Annotated in this window: 12 protein-coding genes; 5 read left to right on the forward strand and 7 right to left on the reverse strand. The window is 65.6% G+C overall.

What is annotated here, in order from left to right:
• Window positions 1-17: 17 nt before the first annotated feature.
• The 5 genes from kdgD to BLV07_RS42760 form a co-directional block, all read right to left on the reverse strand.
• Entirely contained in the window at window positions 18-962 is a 945-nt protein-coding gene (gene kdgD, locus BLV07_RS42740; RefSeq protein WP_091898519.1) for a 5-dehydro-4-deoxyglucarate dehydratase, read from the reverse strand.
• 124 nt (window positions 963-1,086) lie between these two features.
• Window positions 1,087-1,992, reverse strand: coding sequence for a LysR family transcriptional regulator (locus BLV07_RS42745; protein WP_091898521.1), 906 nt, complete (start codon window positions 1,990-1,992; stop codon window positions 1,087-1,089).
• Between the two features lie 122 nt (window positions 1,993-2,114).
• On the reverse strand, window positions 2,115-3,467 hold the full coding sequence (locus tag BLV07_RS42750; protein WP_176946129.1) for an MFS transporter: 1,353 nt from the start codon (window positions 3,465-3,467) through the stop codon (window positions 2,115-2,117).
• A 297-nt stretch (window positions 3,468-3,764) separates the two neighbouring features.
• Window positions 3,765-5,717 (reverse strand): SGNH/GDSL hydrolase family protein, encoded by a 1,953-nt coding sequence (locus BLV07_RS42755; protein ID WP_091898525.1) that lies wholly within the window; start codon window positions 5,715-5,717, stop codon window positions 3,765-3,767.
• A gap of 91 nt (window positions 5,718-5,808) precedes the next feature.
• A complete protein-coding gene (locus BLV07_RS42760) occupies window positions 5,809-6,891 on the reverse strand; it encodes a lysylphosphatidylglycerol synthase transmembrane domain-containing protein (protein ID WP_091898527.1) in 1,083 nt (360 codons plus the stop codon).
• Between the two features lie 447 nt (window positions 6,892-7,338).
• On the opposite strand from BLV07_RS42760, the gene BLV07_RS42765 reads away from it, so the two are divergent.
• The 3 genes from BLV07_RS42765 to BLV07_RS42775 all read left to right on the forward strand — a co-directional run bounded on the left by BLV07_RS42765 (window position 7,339) and on the right by BLV07_RS42775 (window position 12,065).
• Window positions 7,339-7,845 carry a YciE/YciF ferroxidase family protein gene (locus BLV07_RS42765; protein WP_091898529.1) on the forward strand — a complete coding sequence of 169 codons (507 nt, stop codon included), beginning with the start codon at window positions 7,339-7,341 and terminating at the stop codon, window positions 7,843-7,845.
• 301 nt (window positions 7,846-8,146) lie between these two features.
• Window positions 8,147-9,553 carry an MFS transporter gene (locus tag BLV07_RS42770; protein WP_091898531.1) on the forward strand — a complete coding sequence of 469 codons (1,407 nt, stop codon included), beginning with the start codon at window positions 8,147-8,149 and terminating at the stop codon, window positions 9,551-9,553.
• A 112-nt stretch (window positions 9,554-9,665) separates the two neighbouring features.
• On the forward strand, window positions 9,666-12,065 hold the full coding sequence (locus BLV07_RS42775) for a bifunctional diguanylate cyclase/phosphodiesterase (RefSeq protein ID WP_091898533.1): 2,400 nt from the start codon (window positions 9,666-9,668) through the stop codon (window positions 12,063-12,065).
• 4 nt (window positions 12,066-12,069) lie between these two features.
• On the opposite strand, the gene BLV07_RS42780 is transcribed toward BLV07_RS42775, so the two are convergent.
• Window positions 12,070-12,504, reverse strand: coding sequence for a hypothetical protein (locus tag BLV07_RS42780; RefSeq protein ID WP_091898535.1), 435 nt, complete (start codon window positions 12,502-12,504; stop codon window positions 12,070-12,072).
• A 78-nt stretch (window positions 12,505-12,582) separates the two neighbouring features.
• On the opposite strand from BLV07_RS42780, the gene BLV07_RS42785 reads away from it, so the two are divergent.
• Complete coding sequence (locus BLV07_RS42785; RefSeq protein WP_091898542.1) at window positions 12,583-13,164, forward strand: hypothetical protein; 582 nt, start codon at window positions 12,583-12,585, stop codon at window positions 13,162-13,164.
• A gap of 8 nt (window positions 13,165-13,172) precedes the next feature.
• Here the strand turns inward: BLV07_RS42785 and BLV07_RS42790 are convergent, their stop codons facing one another.
• Window positions 13,173-14,516: an aminotransferase-like domain-containing protein gene (locus BLV07_RS42790; protein ID WP_176946130.1), complete on the reverse strand. Its 1,344-nt coding sequence runs from the start codon at window positions 14,514-14,516 to the stop codon at window positions 13,173-13,175.
• Window positions 14,517-14,702: 186 nt separating this feature from the next.
• On the opposite strand from BLV07_RS42790, the gene BLV07_RS42795 reads away from it, so the two are divergent.
• The gene (locus BLV07_RS42795) at window positions 14,703-14,939 is read left to right on the forward strand and encodes a DUF1127 domain-containing protein (RefSeq protein ID WP_091898539.1); all 237 of its coding nucleotides are present in this window, start codon (window positions 14,703-14,705) and stop codon (window positions 14,937-14,939) included.
• The last annotated feature ends 550 nt before the right edge of the window (window positions 14,940-15,489 follow it).

Below are 15,489 nucleotides of genomic sequence, written 5' to 3' on the forward strand. Positions count from 1 at the left end.
CCTCCTGTTGTCGTCCGTTATTCTGCCGCCTGTTGTGTCGATCGGATGGCGGGCAGATTCTTCACTAGCGCGGTCAGTTCCGCCGTCTCCTGCTCGGCGAGATCGGTGAGCGGCGGACGGACCGGACCGGAATCGCGGCCGATCACCTTCATGCCGGCCTTGATGATCGAAACCGCATAGCCCTTCTTGCGGTTGCGGATCGCGATCAGCGGCAGGATGAAGTTCTTCAGGCCGGCATGGATCGTCTCATGGTCGCGCTTGCGCACGGCGGCGTAGAAGTTGGTGGCGAATTCCGGCACGAAGTTGAACACGGCCGAGGAATAAGTCGTCACGCCCATGTCGAGATAGGGCAGCGCGAAGGTCTCCGCGGTCGGCAGGCCGCCGATATAGGTCAGGCGGTCGCCGAGCTTGGTGTAGACGCGGGTCATCAGCTCGATGTCGCCGATGCCGTCCTTGTAACCGACGAGGTTCGGGCAGCGCTCGGCGAGGCGCGCCAGCGTGTCGGGCTGGAGAATGGCGTTGTCGCGGTTGTAGACGATGACGCCGATCTTCACGGCGGCGCAGACCGCCTCGACATGGGCGGCGAGGCCCTCCTGCTCGGAATGGGTCAGATAGGGCGGCAGCAGCAGCAGGCCATCGGCGCCGGCCTTCTCGGCACCAACGGCGATCTCGCGGGCGATCGCGGTGCCGTAGCCGGTGCCGGCGAGCACGGGCACGCGGCCCTTAGTTTCCTCGACGGCGACCTTGACGATTTGCGGAACCTCGGTCGGCGTCAGCGAGAAGAACTCGCCGGTGCCGCCGGCGGCGAACAGGCCGGCGACGTCATAGCCGCACAGCCAGTCCATGTTGGCGCGGTAGGTCGCCTCATCGAAGGAGTAGTCAGCCCTGAACGGCGTGACGGGGAAGGACAGGAGGCCCGATCCGATCTTCTGGGCCATTTCCTGCGGGGTCATCTTGCTCATGGGCGCGGCTCCCTTCTTGCGTGTTGTGGAGGACGCAAGCCTGCGCGTCCATGCGCCCGGTGTTTAGGAGACCGTTCGATGCGCGTCCAAGCCAAAGCCTATATCGACCGATGCAGATTGAGTATCAATCCTCTGCCACCTCCACGGAGGACAATTCACCGGCGATTTTGACGAGGGCCGAGAGCAACGGATTCTCGTCGTCGCGGCGCCAGACTATGAAGAGCTCGACGGGCACGCGGGTACGCAGCTTCAGCGGCCGCAGCCGCACGTCGGAGATCTTCAGGCTTGCCGCCGCCGCCGGCACGATGGCGAGGCCGAGGCCGGCACGCACCATGGCGAGGATCGAGTGGATCTGACTGAGGTGCTGGACGTAGCGCGGCAGCACGTCGGCGCGAGTGAACAGCGCCACCAGCAGATCGTGAAAATAGCGGCTCTCGTAGGGCGAATACATCACGAAGGGCTGGTCGTCGAAATCCTTGATGGTGATGCTGTCGGCGCCCGCCAGCGGATGTTTCTTGGGGATCGCCGCGAGCAGGGGCTCGGCGACGACGCGGCGGCTGGCAAGCTCGGGCCGCGCGATCGGCGGCCTGAGCAGGCCGGCGTCAATCTGGCCCGAAGTCAGCGCCTCGAACTGGTCGCCCGACACCATCTCCTTCAGCGAGAAGTCCACCTCCGGCAATTTCGCGCGGCAGGCGGCGACGAGCTCAGGCAGGAAGCCGTAAGCCGCGGCGGCCGTGAAGCCGATCTTCAGCGAGCCGGTCTTGCCGAGCGCGATGCGGCGTGCGACTTGCGAGGCGCTTTCCGCAAGCTTGAGGATGCGCCGCGCCTCCGGCAGGAAGCTGCGCCCCGCAGGCGTCAGGCGCACCGAGCGGCTGGTGCGCTCCAGAAGCGGCGCATCGATGATGTGCTCGAGCACTTGGATCTGCCGGGACAGTGGCGGCTGCGTCATGTTCAGCCGCGCGGCGGCGCGGCCGAAATGCAGTTCCTCCGCCACCGTGACGAAACAGCGGAGCTGGTTGAGGTCGAACATCGATACATGCCTTAGATGGATAAGGCGTTTCCCCGGCACTTCTAGCATCGATCACCCCCAAAACAAAGACGGCGGCTGGGAAGCCGCCGTTGAGTTGCCTGGTCAAGCTCCCATGGGAGCCCTCAGGAGGAACGTTTGAGCGTCACGCGCTCGATCTTGCCGACGACCACGAGATAGGCGAACGCCGCCACCAGCGCGTTGAGGCCGACGAACACCAGTGCGCCGTTGAACGAGCCGGTCGCGGCCAGGATGTAGCCGATCACGATCGGCGTGGTGATCGAGGAGAGATTGCCGAAGGTGTTGAACAGGCCACCGGAGACGCCGCCGGCATCCTTCGGCGAGGTGTCGGAGACGACCGCCCAGCCGAGCGCGCCGATGCCCTTGCCGAAGAAGGCGAGCGCCATGAAGCCGACCACGAGCGCCTGTCCGTCGACATAGTTGCAGGCGATGATCGACATCGACAGCAGCATGCCGCCGACGATCGGCATCTTGCGCGCCATGGTCAGCGAGCCCGTCCTGCGCAAGATGGCGTCGGAGATGATGCCGCCGAGCACGCCGCCGATGAAGCCGCACAGCGCAGGCAGCGTCGCGACGAAGCCGGCTTGCAGGATCGACAGGCCGCGCTCCTTGACGAGGTAGACCGGAAACCAGGTCAGGAAGAAATAGGTCAGCGTGTTGATGCAGTACTGGCCGAGATAGACGCCGAGCATCATGCGGTTGGAGAGCAACTGGCGGATGTGGTCCCAGCCGGAGCCGGCCCCGGGGGCACGCTCGCGCAGCAGATCGTCCTTGGGCGCGTCGAGATCGACCAGCGCGCCGCCTTCCTTGATGTAGTCGAACTCGGCGTCGTTGATCGAAGGGTGCTCCTTCGGGCCATAGATGCTCTTGATCCAGACCAGGCCCATGACGATGCCGAGCGCGCCCATTACGAAGAACACGAAACGCCAGCCATAGGCGTGCGCGATCCAGCCCATCAGCGGCGCGAAGATCACGGTCGCGAAATACTGTCCCGAGTTGAAGAACGCCGACGCGGTGCCGCGCTCATTGCCGGGAAACCAGGCGGCGACGATGCGGGCGTTAGCGGGGAAGGAGGGCGCTTCGGCGATGCCGACCAGGAAGCGCAATGCGAACAGCACAAGAACGGCGGTGCCGGCGCTGAAGAAGCCGACCCAGCCCTGCATCATCGTGAAGACCGACCAGACGATGATGCTGAAGGCATAGACGAGGCGCGAGCCGTAGCGGTCGAGCAGCCAGCCGCCCGGCACCTGCGCGATCACATAGGACCAGCCGAACGCCGAGAAGATGTAGCCCATGGCGACGGGATCGAGATGCAGCTCCTTGGAGAGCGCGGAGCCTGCGATCGACAGCGTGGCGCGGTCGGCATAATTGACGGTGGTGACCAGGAACAACATGGTCACGATGAACAGCCTGACGCGAGACCTCTTCACGTCCGCTGCGGACACCACTGCGCTCATCACGCGCCTCCTTAGAACTCGAACATTTCCTCAAGGCGACTCCTAGAGGCGCGCGCGGCAAAGTGTCCAAGTTGAAGGCAGTATCGATCGATGCCGTTTTTGGATTGATGGAACGGCAGGGAGAGGGGAACGTTACGTGGAAATTGCAAACGCGCTCTCCACGCACTCCGCTGTCATTCCCCGCGAAGGCGGGGAATCCAGTACGCCGCGGCTCCTCGATTTAATCACGCCTGCCGCGGAGTACTGGATCGCCCGCCTGCGCGGGCGATGACACCGATCGTGTGGAGCTAGCGTGAACTACTGCCGCGCACTCGGTAGCAGCTGCGGCAGAAATCCGCGCGTCACATCCGGCGGAGCGGCGTCAAGGCCGAGCACGGCGCTCGCGGCGGGCAGTGCGGCATCCGCCATCGCGGCGTGGCCCTCGGCGCTTGGATGCACGGCGCCGCCATAGACGGCGGAGAGCACGCCCCAGGTCGCGTCGTGGATGTCCGTCGGCTGGCTCGCGGCCGGCAATCCTTGCGGATAGGTCATCGCGGCAAAATAGCTGTCGTTGGCGTCGCGGATCCAGCGTGCGCGCGGCAGATAGGCGCGGTATTCCGAAGCGCCGCGCCCGCACAGCATCGGCTGGCTCGCCGCCGTCACGATGTCGGGATTGAAGCTCTGGCCGTTCTCGGCAAAGCAGGTGCGGTCGAATTCGGGATCGTTGCCCGAATGAGCGCAGAAGCCGTGATCGGCGAACGCCGCCTGATGCGTGTCGACGAAGGTCATGCGGTCGGCTTCGGGATCACGGCAGAGCGCGCCGCGGGTGCAGGTGGCGAGCCCCTTCAGCTGCGGCAGGAATTCGGTGTCGACGAAGGTCGAGACGCGGGCCAGGCGCTGCGGGTCGGCGTTGAAGGATGGATGGATGTCGAAGCCGGCGCGGCCGCCGCGGCAGGGCACGCCGCCATCGGCGAGCGCCGGGTTGGCGTAGGAGACATAAACCACATGCGAGAGATCGCCACCGACCAGCGGCTTCAGCGCCTCGCGCAGCTTGACGAAATTCTGCGGCAGCTCGCGCGTCAGCGCATCGCGGGAATCGTCGACGCTTGCCATCACGCCGGAGCGGCGGAACAGCGCGCGCTCGGTCGCGGTGTCGACGATGACGTCGGCGACGAGACCGGAAAAATAGACGTCGTTGGCACCGACCGACAACAGCACGAGATCGAGCGTGCGATCGGGCTGGCGCTTCTTCGCCGCGGTGAGCGCTTCGCGCAGCTCGGCGACCTGCGCGTTCACGCTGGTGTTGCAGACGCCGGTCTTGCCGGGCGGGCATTCGCGGGCGCGCTGCGAGCCGAGCAGTCCGTCGCCGATGCTGGCGCCGGTGCAGGCGAGCGGCAGGAAGGTCACGGCGATGTGGGTGTAACGCACCGCGAGCGCCAGCGCGGTGCGGGCCTGATAGCTGTAGAGCGAGCGGTGGCAGGGCGCGTTGAACCAGAGCGCGCTGTAGCGTTGCCAGTTGGCGAGCGTATCCGGCGCCTCGCAGGCGCGGCCACCCTTGAAGCCGTGGCGGCTCGGCCGGTAGTACTGCGCGCCGGCGGTACCGAGATAGGAGCGGAAGCAAAAACCTTCGTCCGACAGCGCCAGCGGCCGGTCCGGATTGCCTTCGCCGGAGGCGATGCTGTCTCCTAAGCCGGCGACGAAGATGTCGCGGACCTGGATCTCGGCCTGGACCCGCTGGGTCGGATCGGAGCCGGAGGAGACATCGACGGTCGCGACCGTCTGCTTGCCGTAGCGGACGCGCAAATTGACCGGCTCGGCGCAGTCGAAAGTCGAGGCTTGCGGCCCGTCGCCATCGTCGAACGACCAGGCGCAGGTGGCGCCGACCGGCACTCCGCCGACGAGGCGCACGGTGACGGGATGGTCGATCGGGGTGAGGTAGTTCTCCTTGACATTGTCGCGGGTGCAGGGCTGGTTGACCCGGCCCTGGAGGTCGATGCAGAGCCGATTGACCATGTTGCGGGCCCAGCCGCGGCCCTCGCTCTGAAGCTCCAGCGACTGCTCGGCGGCCAGGATGCTGCGGTTACGCGCATTCTCGACATGGAGCAGGAAATCGCGCTCTTCGCGGAACAGGCGGAAGCGGTTGCGCACCTCCCAACTGATCTGCATGGCGCCGGCGTCCTGCGCGGCGGCGCGCTCGAGCGGCAAGGCGGACAGAATCCCGGCAAGCAGCAGGGCGCCTGCACAGAGGGTGCGAAAGGGGAGAGGGATCATGGTCCGCGTGTTCAACGGCAAAGTTGGGGCGGAAATAAGAGAGGATTGCTGCCCCGCCCGCAACCTTAGTCTGACGCTCCTGCTGACCCGCCTATCGCTTGCCGGCCTGCCGCAGCGTCCGCTCGCGCTCCATCGCGGCCACCTGCTGGGGCAGGTTGGCCTGGGCGCAGGCCTCCGCCAGCCGTCGCCGCTCCTGCCACGGCGCGACCACGTTCATCCAGAGTTCGCGCGTGCCCATGATGGAGATGGCGAGGCCGAACGGGATCACGAAATAGAGAAGGCGGAACACCAGCAGTGTCGCCAGAAGCTGCTCGCGGCCGAATTCGGGCAGCGCTAACAGCATGGCGGCATCGAACACGCCGATCGAGCCGGGCGCGTGGCTGGCAAAGCCGAGCAGCGTTGCCAGGATGAACACCACGGCGAGCGACATGAAGTCGATTTGCGGATTGGCCGGCATCAGCAGGTACATCGCCGTGGCGCAGAAGCCGAGATCGACCACGCCGATCAGGATCTGCACCAGCGTCAGCGGCGTCGAGGGCAGCACCACCTTCCAACCCTTCTGGCCGAGCTCGCGCCGCTTTTCGCCCATGCAAAGCCAGACCAAATAAGAACCGATCGAGGCGAGGCCGCCGAGCGCGATCAGTCGGTTGATCGACGACGGCAGCTGATCCATCGCGGACGCCGCATCCGGATGGATGGCCATGCCGATCGAGAGCACGAAGATGTTACCGAGCCAGAAGGTCAGGCCCGACAGGAAGCAGATTTTCGCGACGTCGATCGCGTTCAGGCCGTAATCCGAATAGATCCGGAAACGGATCGCGCCGCCGGTGAAGACGGTGGCGCCGATGTTGTGGCCGATCGAATAGGACGTGAAGCTGGAGAGCGCCGCGATGCGATAGGGAACGTGCTTCTTGCCGATCGTTCGCAGTGCAAAAAAGTCGTAGAAGGTCAGGGTGCAGAACGCGAAGAAGACGCAGATCGCCGCCAGCCCGATACTTCCACGGGGAATCTCGGTCAACGCCGTCAGGATGATCCCGGTCTCGATGCCCTTGAGGGTCCGCACCAGCGTGGTGACCGCGAAGGCGATGATGCAGACGCTCGCGGCAATGCCGAGCCGTCGCCAGCCGATCCATCTATTGAAGCCGCGTCTCAGCGCGGGCAGCAGTCCGTGCATTCATCCTCCCGGCGGGGGGCAAGACCGATCCAGCCAGGCATTGGCCGGTCGGGTACGATGACGGCCAAAGGCAGGCGTCGATCGGTTGGCATGATCCAGCTCATTTAAGGCAAAAACAGCGGCTTGTGCAGCCCTTGACAACAATAGGTTCTACGTTGGACCAGCCACTTTTGTCATATGAGGTTCACATCTGACGCGCGTTAAGCATATGAGTCGCGAAACGCGGTTCGGACGGCGCATTGATGTTCAAGAGACGGCGCATTCATGTTCAAGAGGATGGTTTCAAATCCTGCCGCCATCCACATTGTTCCAGCGCAAGCGATGGGCGTTTTGGAACGTCGATGCCGCGTGCTCGTTGGGCCCGATCAGCAACCGAACATGGCGGAATAATGGGGCCTTTCGTGCAGGCCGATACCGCCGTGTTCCCGAAACCGAGAGGACGGAACGATGGGACTGTTCACAAAAGACATCAAAACCATGAACGACCTGTTCGTGCACCAACTCCAGGACATCTATTACGCCGAGCAGCAGCTCACCAAGGCGCTGCCGAAGATGGCAAGCAAGGCTACCGATCCGCAGCTGAAACAGGGCTTTTTGACGCACCTCGATGAAACCAAACAGCATGTCACGCGTCTCGAGGAGGTGTTCAAGATGCACGGCGTCGCCGTGAAGGCAGTCGACTGCCCGGCCATCGACGGCATCATCAAGGAAGCCGACGAGACGGCCGGCGAGGTTGCCGACAGGGCCGTGCTCGATGCCGCGCTGATCAATGCGGCCCAAGCCGCTGAGCATTACGAGATCGCCCGCTACGGCAGCCTGATCGCCTGGGCCAAGCAGCTCGGCCGCAATGACTGCGCGGCGGTACTGGCCAAGACGCTTGAGGAAGAGAAGGCAACCGACAGGAAGCTGACCACACTCGCCGAGAGCAAGGTGAATCTGCGCGCGGCGAGCTGATGAAGGTGTAGTCAACGAAGCGCCGCGCGATGGTTCGCGCGGCGCTTCTGCTTTTTCACCATCCACTGTCATGCTCCGCGAAGGCGGGGCATCCAGTACTCCGTGGCGCCAATTGGATTCACAATTCCCGCCGCGGAGTACTGGATCGCCCGCCCCAGTGCGCAACTGCGCACAAGGCGGGCGATGACCCCGTTGGGAGGCGATTGCGCTGCACCGCTCCATCCATCATTCGTCCATTATCGAAACATGACGGCGGGCCGGAAGCGTATATTTCGCATGGGGCTGCAATCGAGGTGGCAGCATGCGAGCAAGCACCATCAAATATCAAACCGTGGACAACGCGCGCGCCGCCCCGCGTGCCGGCTCGCATCGTGCAACCTCGCTCACGCTTGCCGCGATGAGCCTCGGCTACGGCGTGGTGCAGCTCGACGTCACCATCGTCAACACCGCGCTCGATGCCATGGGCAGGGCGCTCGGCGGCGGTGTTGCCGAGCTGCAATGGGTGGTCAGCGCCTACACCATCGCGTTTGCCGCTTTCATCCTGACGGCCGGCGCGCTGGGCGACCGGATCGGCGCCAAGCGCGTCTTCATGGCGGGGTTCGCCATCTTCACCGCGGCCTCGCTCGCCTGCGCGCTGTCGCCCAATGCGGTCGTGCTGATCGCAGCACGGCTGGTTCAGGGCCTGGCGGCGGCGATCCTGGTGCCGAATTCTCTTGCGCTGCTCAATCATGCCTATGCGGACGACCGCGAGCGTGGTCGCGCCGTTGCAGTCTGGGCCGCCGGAGCAAGCCTTGCGCTCACCGCCGGTCCCTTAGTCGGCGGCGCGCTGATCACACTGGTCGGCTGGCGCGCGATCTTCCTGGTCAATCTGCCGATCGGGCTCGCCGGCCTGTGGCTGAGCTGGCGTTACGCCAGCGAGACCACGCGGGCGCGCTCGCGCGAGATCGATCTGCTCGGCCAGCTGGCCGCGATCGGTGCGCTGGGCGCGCTCGCCGGCGCAATCATCGAAGGCGGGGCGCTCGGCTGGGACCATCCAGCCGTGATCGCAGCCTTTGTCGGAGCCGCCGTTCTCGCCGTGCTCTTTGTCTGGCGCGAGAGTCGCGCGGCGCAGCCGATGCTGCCGCTGTCGTTGTTCGGCCACCGGCTGTTCACGCTGACCTCGCTCGTGGGGCTGCTGGTGAACATCGCGATCTACGGCCTGATCTTCGTGCTCAGCCTGTATTTCCAGAGGATCAACGGGCTGTCGGCGTGGTGGACCGGACTTGCCTTCGTGCCGATGATGGCGGCGGTGCTGCCGGTCAATCTGCTGGCGCCGCGCCTTTCCGAGCGCATCGGTCCGTGTCCGACCATCGTCGTCGGCGCCTGCATCTCGGCCCTCGGCTGTCTCGGCCTGCTCTGGATCGAAGCCGGGACCAGCTATTGGGCGGTCTGCGCGCAGATGATCGCGATCAGCGGCGGGCTCGGCCTCCTGGTGCCGCCGCTGACGTCGACGCTGCTCGGCAGCGTCGAGAAGGCGCGTTCCGGCATCGCGGCCGGCGTCCTGAACGCGACGCGGCAGACCGGCAGCGTGCTCGGCGTTGCTCTGTTTGGTTCCCTGGTGGCGGACCGTGCGTTCATGACGGGGCTGCATCTGTCGCTGGTCATTTCGGCGGCCGTCTTGCTGATCGCCGCCGGCGTGATCGGAATCGGCGCGCCGGCGCGAGGATGAACAATGTGAGCGAACACACACATCTCCCGTTCACCATTCCCCGAACAGGTTTGTAGCCAGTTACCGATCGTCCATCTCTGTCGGGTCAAGTGCCGGTTGATAGGGGCCGGCAATGTATCAAGTTCTCTTTTGTCTCACCGACGAGCACGATTGGCGACTGGTCGCGCTTGGCGGCGCGGTGTGTCTGCTCGCCAGCGCGGCGGCGATCAGCCTGTTTCAGCGCGCACGCGCGACGCACGGCCCCGCGCGTCTGGCCTGGATCGCCCTGGATGCCGCCGTCAGCGGATGCGGCATCTGGGCGACGCATTTCATCGCGATGCTCGCCTATGGGCCGGGCGGCGCCGGCGCCTACAACATCCCGGTGACGCTCCTCTCCTTGATCCTTGCGATCTCCGTGACCTTCGTGGGACTGAGCATCGCGGTATCGTCCTCGCGCCCGGTGTGGATCGCCCTTGGCGGCGCGATCGTGGGCAGTGGTGTAGCCGCGATGCATTACACCGGTATGGCGGCGCTGGAGATACCGGCACGGGTGGACTGGATCGGAAGCACGGTTGCCGCTTCGGTGCTGTTCGGAATCCTCTTTGCGGCCCTCGCACTGTTCATCGCCGCGCGGCGCGACGACCTCTCCCATGCGCTGTCGGCGACCACCCTGCTGACGGTTGCCATCGTCGCGCATCATTTCACCGCGATGGGCGCGGTGCTGCTGACGCCGGACCCGACGCGCGCGATCAGCGGGCTTTCCATCCCGCCGGCCTCGCTGTCCTTCCTCACCGCCAGCGCCGCGGTCGCGATCATCGCGATTGCGCTCGTGGCCGCGCTGCTCGACCGCCGCGCCAAGGGCGCACTGGGGCGCCAGCAGATCGTGCTGGACAGCGCGCTCGAGAACATGTCGCAGGGACTGTGCATGTTCGACGCGGACGGCAAGATCATCCTGTTCAACGAGCGCTACGCCGCGATGCTCCGTCGCACCGACATCCTGCTCGCCGGCCGCCTTCTGGTCGACGTGCTCAGGGAAGAGCAGGCCAAGGGCCAGTGGCAGGGCGACGCGGATGAATTCTTCACTCGCCTCGTCGCCGACGCGCGCGAGGGCCGCACCACGACCGACGTCGTCAACCGGTTCGGCCGCTCCATCCGCGTCGTCAACCAGCCGATGCAGGGCGGCGGCTGGGTCGCGACCTTCGAGGACATCACTGAGTGGCTCGAGGCGCAGGCCAAGATCTCGCACATGGCGCGCCATGACGCACTGACCAGCCTGCCGAATCGCGTGCTGTTCCACGAACAGCTCGAGCAGGGGCTGCGCCGGACCAGTTCGGGCGATCAGCTCGCGGTGCTTTGTCTCGATCTCGATCACTTCAAGGACATCAACGACTCGCTCGGCCATCCCATCGGCGATGCGCTGCTCAAGGAGGTCGGCCGCAGGCTGAAGACGACCGTCGGCGAACACGATACCGTGGCGCGGCTCGGCGGCGACGAGTTCGCGGTGGTCCAGATCGGACGTTCCGAGGAAACCGCTGCGAGGTCCCTTGCCGGGCGCCTCGTCGAGGTGATCTCGGCACCTTATGAGATCGACGACCATCAGATCGTGATCGGCGTCTCGATCGGCATCGCGCTGGCGCCGCAGGACGGCAACAATCCGGACGAACTCCTGAAGAACGCGGACCTCGCGCTCTACCGCGCCAAGGCGGACGGCCGCGGCACCTATCGCTTCTTCGAGACCGGCATGGATGCCCGCGCGCAGGCGCGGCGCCTGTTGGAAATGGATCTGCGCGCGGCGCTGCAGCGTGACGAGTTCGAAGTGTATTATCAGCCGATCCGCGACGTCGCGAGCGGCCGTGTCGTCGCCTTCGAGGCGCTGCTGCGTTGGAACCACCCGCAGCGCGGGCTGATCGCGCCCATCAGCTTCATCCCACTGGCCGAGGAGACCGGACTGATCGTTCAGCTCGGCGAGTTCGTGCTGCGTTCCGCCTGCACGGACGCGGCCACCTGGCCCGACGATGTCGACGTCGCCGTCAATCTCTCGCCGGTGCAGTTCAAGAGCCCGAACCTGATCGCATCGGTGACCGAGGCGCTGGCCGCCTCGGGACTCGATGCGCGCCGCCTCGAGCTCGAGATCACCGAATCGGTGCTGCTCCAGAACAGCGAGGCGACGCTGACGACCCTGCACGAGTTGCGCGCCATGGGCGTGCGGATCTCGCTCGACGATTTCGGCACCGGCTATTCGTCGCTGAGTTATTTGCGCAGCTTCCCGTTCGACAAGATTAAGATCGACCGCTCGTTCGTGTCGGAGCTGGCGACGCGCGAAGATTCCATGGCGATCATCCGCGCCGTGACCGGCCTCGGCCGCAGCCTCGGTATCGTCACGACTGCGGAAGGCGTCGAGAACGACGCGCAGCTCGAGCTGCTCCGGCGCGAAGGCTGCACCCAGGCGCAGGGCTATCTGTTCAGCAAGCCGCGGCCTGCTTCCGATGTGGCGATGATGCTGGACGGCCCGCGGCTACGCGCGTCGGCTTGATGGTCTAGCCGCGGCGCAGTGCGAAATGCGCGCCGCAAAATGCCATCACGGCGCCGAGACACAGCGCAGCGAGCCCGGCCAGCACGCTCGAGACGGTCGGGATCGGGCTCGGTGCCGAGGCCACCTGGCCCGCGCCCGCAAGCAGCAGCACGCCGACCGCGATCAGGAATTGGCGCATCCGTTGCGGGATCTGTCCGGAAATCGCGCTCTGCATCATGGTCGCCGTGAAATAGCCGCCGGAAAAGCCGACGGTCGCGATCAGCCACCAGGCGATTGCCGCGCCGGCCGGGATGAACTCATGCGCGTCGGAGCGCCAGAGGCCGCCGAGGTCGAGCCCGTAGCGCGCGCCCAGCATGTGCACCGCGAGCGCGAGTAGCACGCCGGAGATCATTGCGGCGCCGAGAATCAGGCGACGCGGAAAAAAGGTCGTCTCAGCCATGCCCCGCTTGTAGGATGGGCGAGGGCGGTCGCGCAAGCGGATCGCATACGGATCGCGCGGACGGGATTGATTGTCGAGATGCAGGTTTCGGATGCTGAGGCAGTCACGAGCTATGCCTATAAGCCGTCGCTGATCGGCTCGGCACATCGCTTCGAGCTGACGGAGCAGGGGCTGTCCTGGCACGTCGCCGGGCGCTCCGCGCTATGGCGCTACGACGAGATCTCGGCGATCCGGCTGTCGTTTCGCCCGGTGTCGATGCAGCAGCACCGCTTTCGCGCCGATGTCAGCCACGCCAGCGGTGGGCGCATCGCGATCCTGTCGACGAGCTGGCAGACCGCGGCGCTGATGGCGCCGCAGGACAGCGGCTTTCGCGCTTTTCTCGTCGCGCTGCATGAACGGATGGCGAAGGCGGGGGGCCGGGCGACGCTGAGCGCGGGCCTCGGCCGCAAGACCTATGCGGCGGTGTTGGGCTTCCTGGCGGCGCTGACGGTGGCGATGGCGGGTCTGTTGATCCGCGCGCTGATGATCGGCGAGCTCGCCGGCGCGCTGTTCATCCTCGGCTTTGCCGCACTGTTCGCCTGGCAGGTCGGCGGCTTCGTGTGGCGCAACCAGCCGCGGAGCTACAGCTTCGATCAACTGCCCCGATCCTTGCTGCCATAGACCGATCGCTACTCCGTCGAGTCGAAATCCTCTTCCTTGGTGCCGAGCAGCGACACGATCGTGCGTAGGCCGGAATCGAGCTGCTCGGGCGAGGGCGGGGCGAGCGCGAGCCGCACCGCATTCGGTGCATGACCATGCGCGATTGCGAAGGTCGAGGACGGCGTCAGCGCGATGCCGCGCCGGGCCGCCGCCGCGACGAAGGTCTGCGAGCGCCAATGCGGCGGCAGTGTCAGCCAGAGATGGTATGAGCGCGGGTCGGCGGCGAGTTGGTAGCCCGCCAAAAGCCTTGCCGCGGTCTGCTGGCGGCGCGCGGCGTCAATGCGCTTCAGCCGCGTCAGCTCGGCGACGGTGCCGTCGGCCATCAGCCGCTGCCCGGATGCGAGCGCGTGGCCGGAGGCGATCCAGCCACCGGTGCGGACCGCGCTCATCACGCTTTCGCGCAAGTGAGGCGGTGCGACGAGGATGCCGAGCGCGAGGCCCGGCGCGACCTTCTTGGACAGGCTGTCGATCACGATGCAGCGGTCCGGACCGAGTGCGGCGAGCGGCGTGTCGTCGGCGAGGAAGCCGTAGACGGTGTCCTCGATGATGGTGAGATCGAGCTTTTCGGCAACCCGCATGATGTCGGCGCGCCGCGTCGCGTTCATGGTGACGCCGAGCGGGTTCTGGATGATGGGCTGGAGATACAGCGCCGACAGATGCGCCTCGCGATGCGCCTTCTGGATCGCGTCGGGCCGCGCGCCGTGCTCGTCCACGGGAATCGGGACCAGCGTCACGCCGAGCCGCGCGGCGATGCTCTTGATGTAAGGATAGGTCAGCGCCTCGACGCCGCAGCGCCCGCCGGCGGGAACGAGCGCCGCGAGCGCGGCCGCGAGTGATTGCTTGCCGTTGGCGGTGAAGACGATCTGCTCGGCCTGTGGCGTAAAATCCTTGCGCGAGAGATAGGCGGCGGCCGCAACACGCGCGCTCTTGGTGCCAGTGCTGGTCGAGACGCGCAGCGCGGATTCGAGCGCGTCGACGCGCTCGAGACCCGCAAGGCTCTTGGCGATCATCGCCCATTGCTGTGGCAGCAGCGGGTAATTGACTTCAAAGTTTATGCGCGCGTCGGCCGGTTCGCTGATCGTCTCGACCTCGCGCCTGATGTCGCCGGAGATGAATGTGCCGCGGCCGACCTCGCCGACCACGAGCCCGCGGCGGAGCAATTCGGTGTAAACGCGGCTCGCGGTCGAGACCGCGATGCCGCGGTCATAGGCAAAATTGCGCTGCGGCGGCAGCCGATCGCCGGGCCTTAACGTGCCGTTAGCGATATCGACGGCAATGGCATCGGCAAGCTTCACGTACTCGAACTTGGACATTATTGCACCGAGAGCAATGTTTTCCTTGCTCCGAGCAATGTACTGGAGCATTTAAGTTCCATCAAGTTCCGCGATTGAGCCGAGGAGAGCGAGAGCAATCCGACGGCAAATGAGGTGCAAGCGCTCGAAGCGTCTGCGCCAACGGCATCGGCTTCGCCGCGCGGGACGATAGGCCGGAGAAGAACAATGACCATTATCTCGCAAACTGCCGGGCGGAGTTTACGCCCATCCTCATCGAGCGGATTTTTCAGCACGCTCGCCATCGCCGTCTACGCGCTGTTCGACCGCCTGGAGCGCCGCTCCGCTGTCAAGACGCTGAACGAGCTCGACGACCGCGCCCTGCGCGACATCGGGATCACGCGCAGCCAGATCGAGGACGCGGTCTACGGCCAGTTCAAGGCCGAGCTGACGCGGTATTTGTGAATTCATTCGGCCGCGCTCGTCTCTCGCGTGTCCCGGACGCGCTGCAACGTCCTTAGCGTTGCGGCGCAGAGCCGGGACCCAGCAAGCCGCGCAACTCGGTGCAACATGAGCACCGGCTCTGCAGCGCACCGCTAAAAAGCGCTGCGCTGCGTCCGGGGCACGAGAGCGAGGTTTGGCGCGCAGCTGCTTCAACATCGTCATGTATGGACGGCCCCCTCTCGGCAAGGGCTTTTTGGTGCTTCAGCAAATGAATCGGGGAGCGGTCATGTATACGGCCTCGAGAAGCGGCCATTGACCGCGGGCCCTGATGGAGATCGCTGATCGAATTCCAATCATTGCGGCGCGCTGTGACGCGCGATGACGATGCGGAGTGTTTCGATCCCGGTTTCCAGACCATTTGCCATCACACCTTTAGTGCCCTTCCGATAGGCATGGAGCACGAGCGCGGCGGCTGTTGCCCCTCAACTAGGCCGCAGCCGGCGCGCTCGCGCGGTCTCGGTAGGTTTCTCCTTTGACCAGCATGGCCCAGATGATCCGGGCGGTCTTGGCG

This window comes from Bradyrhizobium sp. Rc2d (genome assembly GCF_900099855.1).
Lineage (GTDB): Bacteria > Pseudomonadota > Alphaproteobacteria > Rhizobiales > Xanthobacteraceae > Bradyrhizobium.

What these genes read in the sequence shown, in the direction of transcription:
- kdgD (WP_091898519.1), bottom strand. Translation starts at nt 962, where the DNA reads ATGAGCAAGATGACCCCGCAGGAAATGGCCCAGAAGATCGGATCGGGC.
- BLV07_RS42745 (WP_091898521.1), bottom strand. Translation starts at nt 1,992, where the DNA reads ATGTTCGACCTCAACCAGCTCCGCTGTTTCGTCACGGTGGCGGAGGAA.
- BLV07_RS42750 (WP_176946129.1), bottom strand. Translation starts at nt 3,467, where the DNA reads ATGAGCGCAGTGGTGTCCGCAGCGGACGTGAAGAGGTCTCGCGTCAGG.
- BLV07_RS42755 (WP_091898525.1), bottom strand. Translation starts at nt 5,717, where the DNA reads ATGATCCCTCTCCCCTTTCGCACCCTCTGTGCAGGCGCCCTGCTGCTT.
- BLV07_RS42760 (WP_091898527.1), bottom strand. Translation starts at nt 6,891, where the DNA reads ATGCACGGACTGCTGCCCGCGCTGAGACGCGGCTTCAATAGATGGATC.
- BLV07_RS42765 (WP_091898529.1), top strand. Translation starts at nt 7,339, where the DNA reads ATGGGACTGTTCACAAAAGACATCAAAACCATGAACGACCTGTTCGTG.
- BLV07_RS42770 (WP_091898531.1), top strand. Translation starts at nt 8,147, where the DNA reads ATGCGAGCAAGCACCATCAAATATCAAACCGTGGACAACGCGCGCGCC.
- BLV07_RS42775 (WP_091898533.1), top strand. Translation starts at nt 9,666, where the DNA reads ATGTATCAAGTTCTCTTTTGTCTCACCGACGAGCACGATTGGCGACTG.
- BLV07_RS42780 (WP_091898535.1), bottom strand. Translation starts at nt 12,504, where the DNA reads ATGGCTGAGACGACCTTTTTTCCGCGTCGCCTGATTCTCGGCGCCGCA.
- BLV07_RS42785 (WP_091898542.1), top strand. Translation starts at nt 12,583, where the DNA reads ATGCAGGTTTCGGATGCTGAGGCAGTCACGAGCTATGCCTATAAGCCG.
- BLV07_RS42790 (WP_176946130.1), bottom strand. Translation starts at nt 14,516, where the DNA reads ATGTCCAAGTTCGAGTACGTGAAGCTTGCCGATGCCATTGCCGTCGAT.
- BLV07_RS42795 (WP_091898539.1), top strand. Translation starts at nt 14,703, where the DNA reads ATGACCATTATCTCGCAAACTGCCGGGCGGAGTTTACGCCCATCCTCA.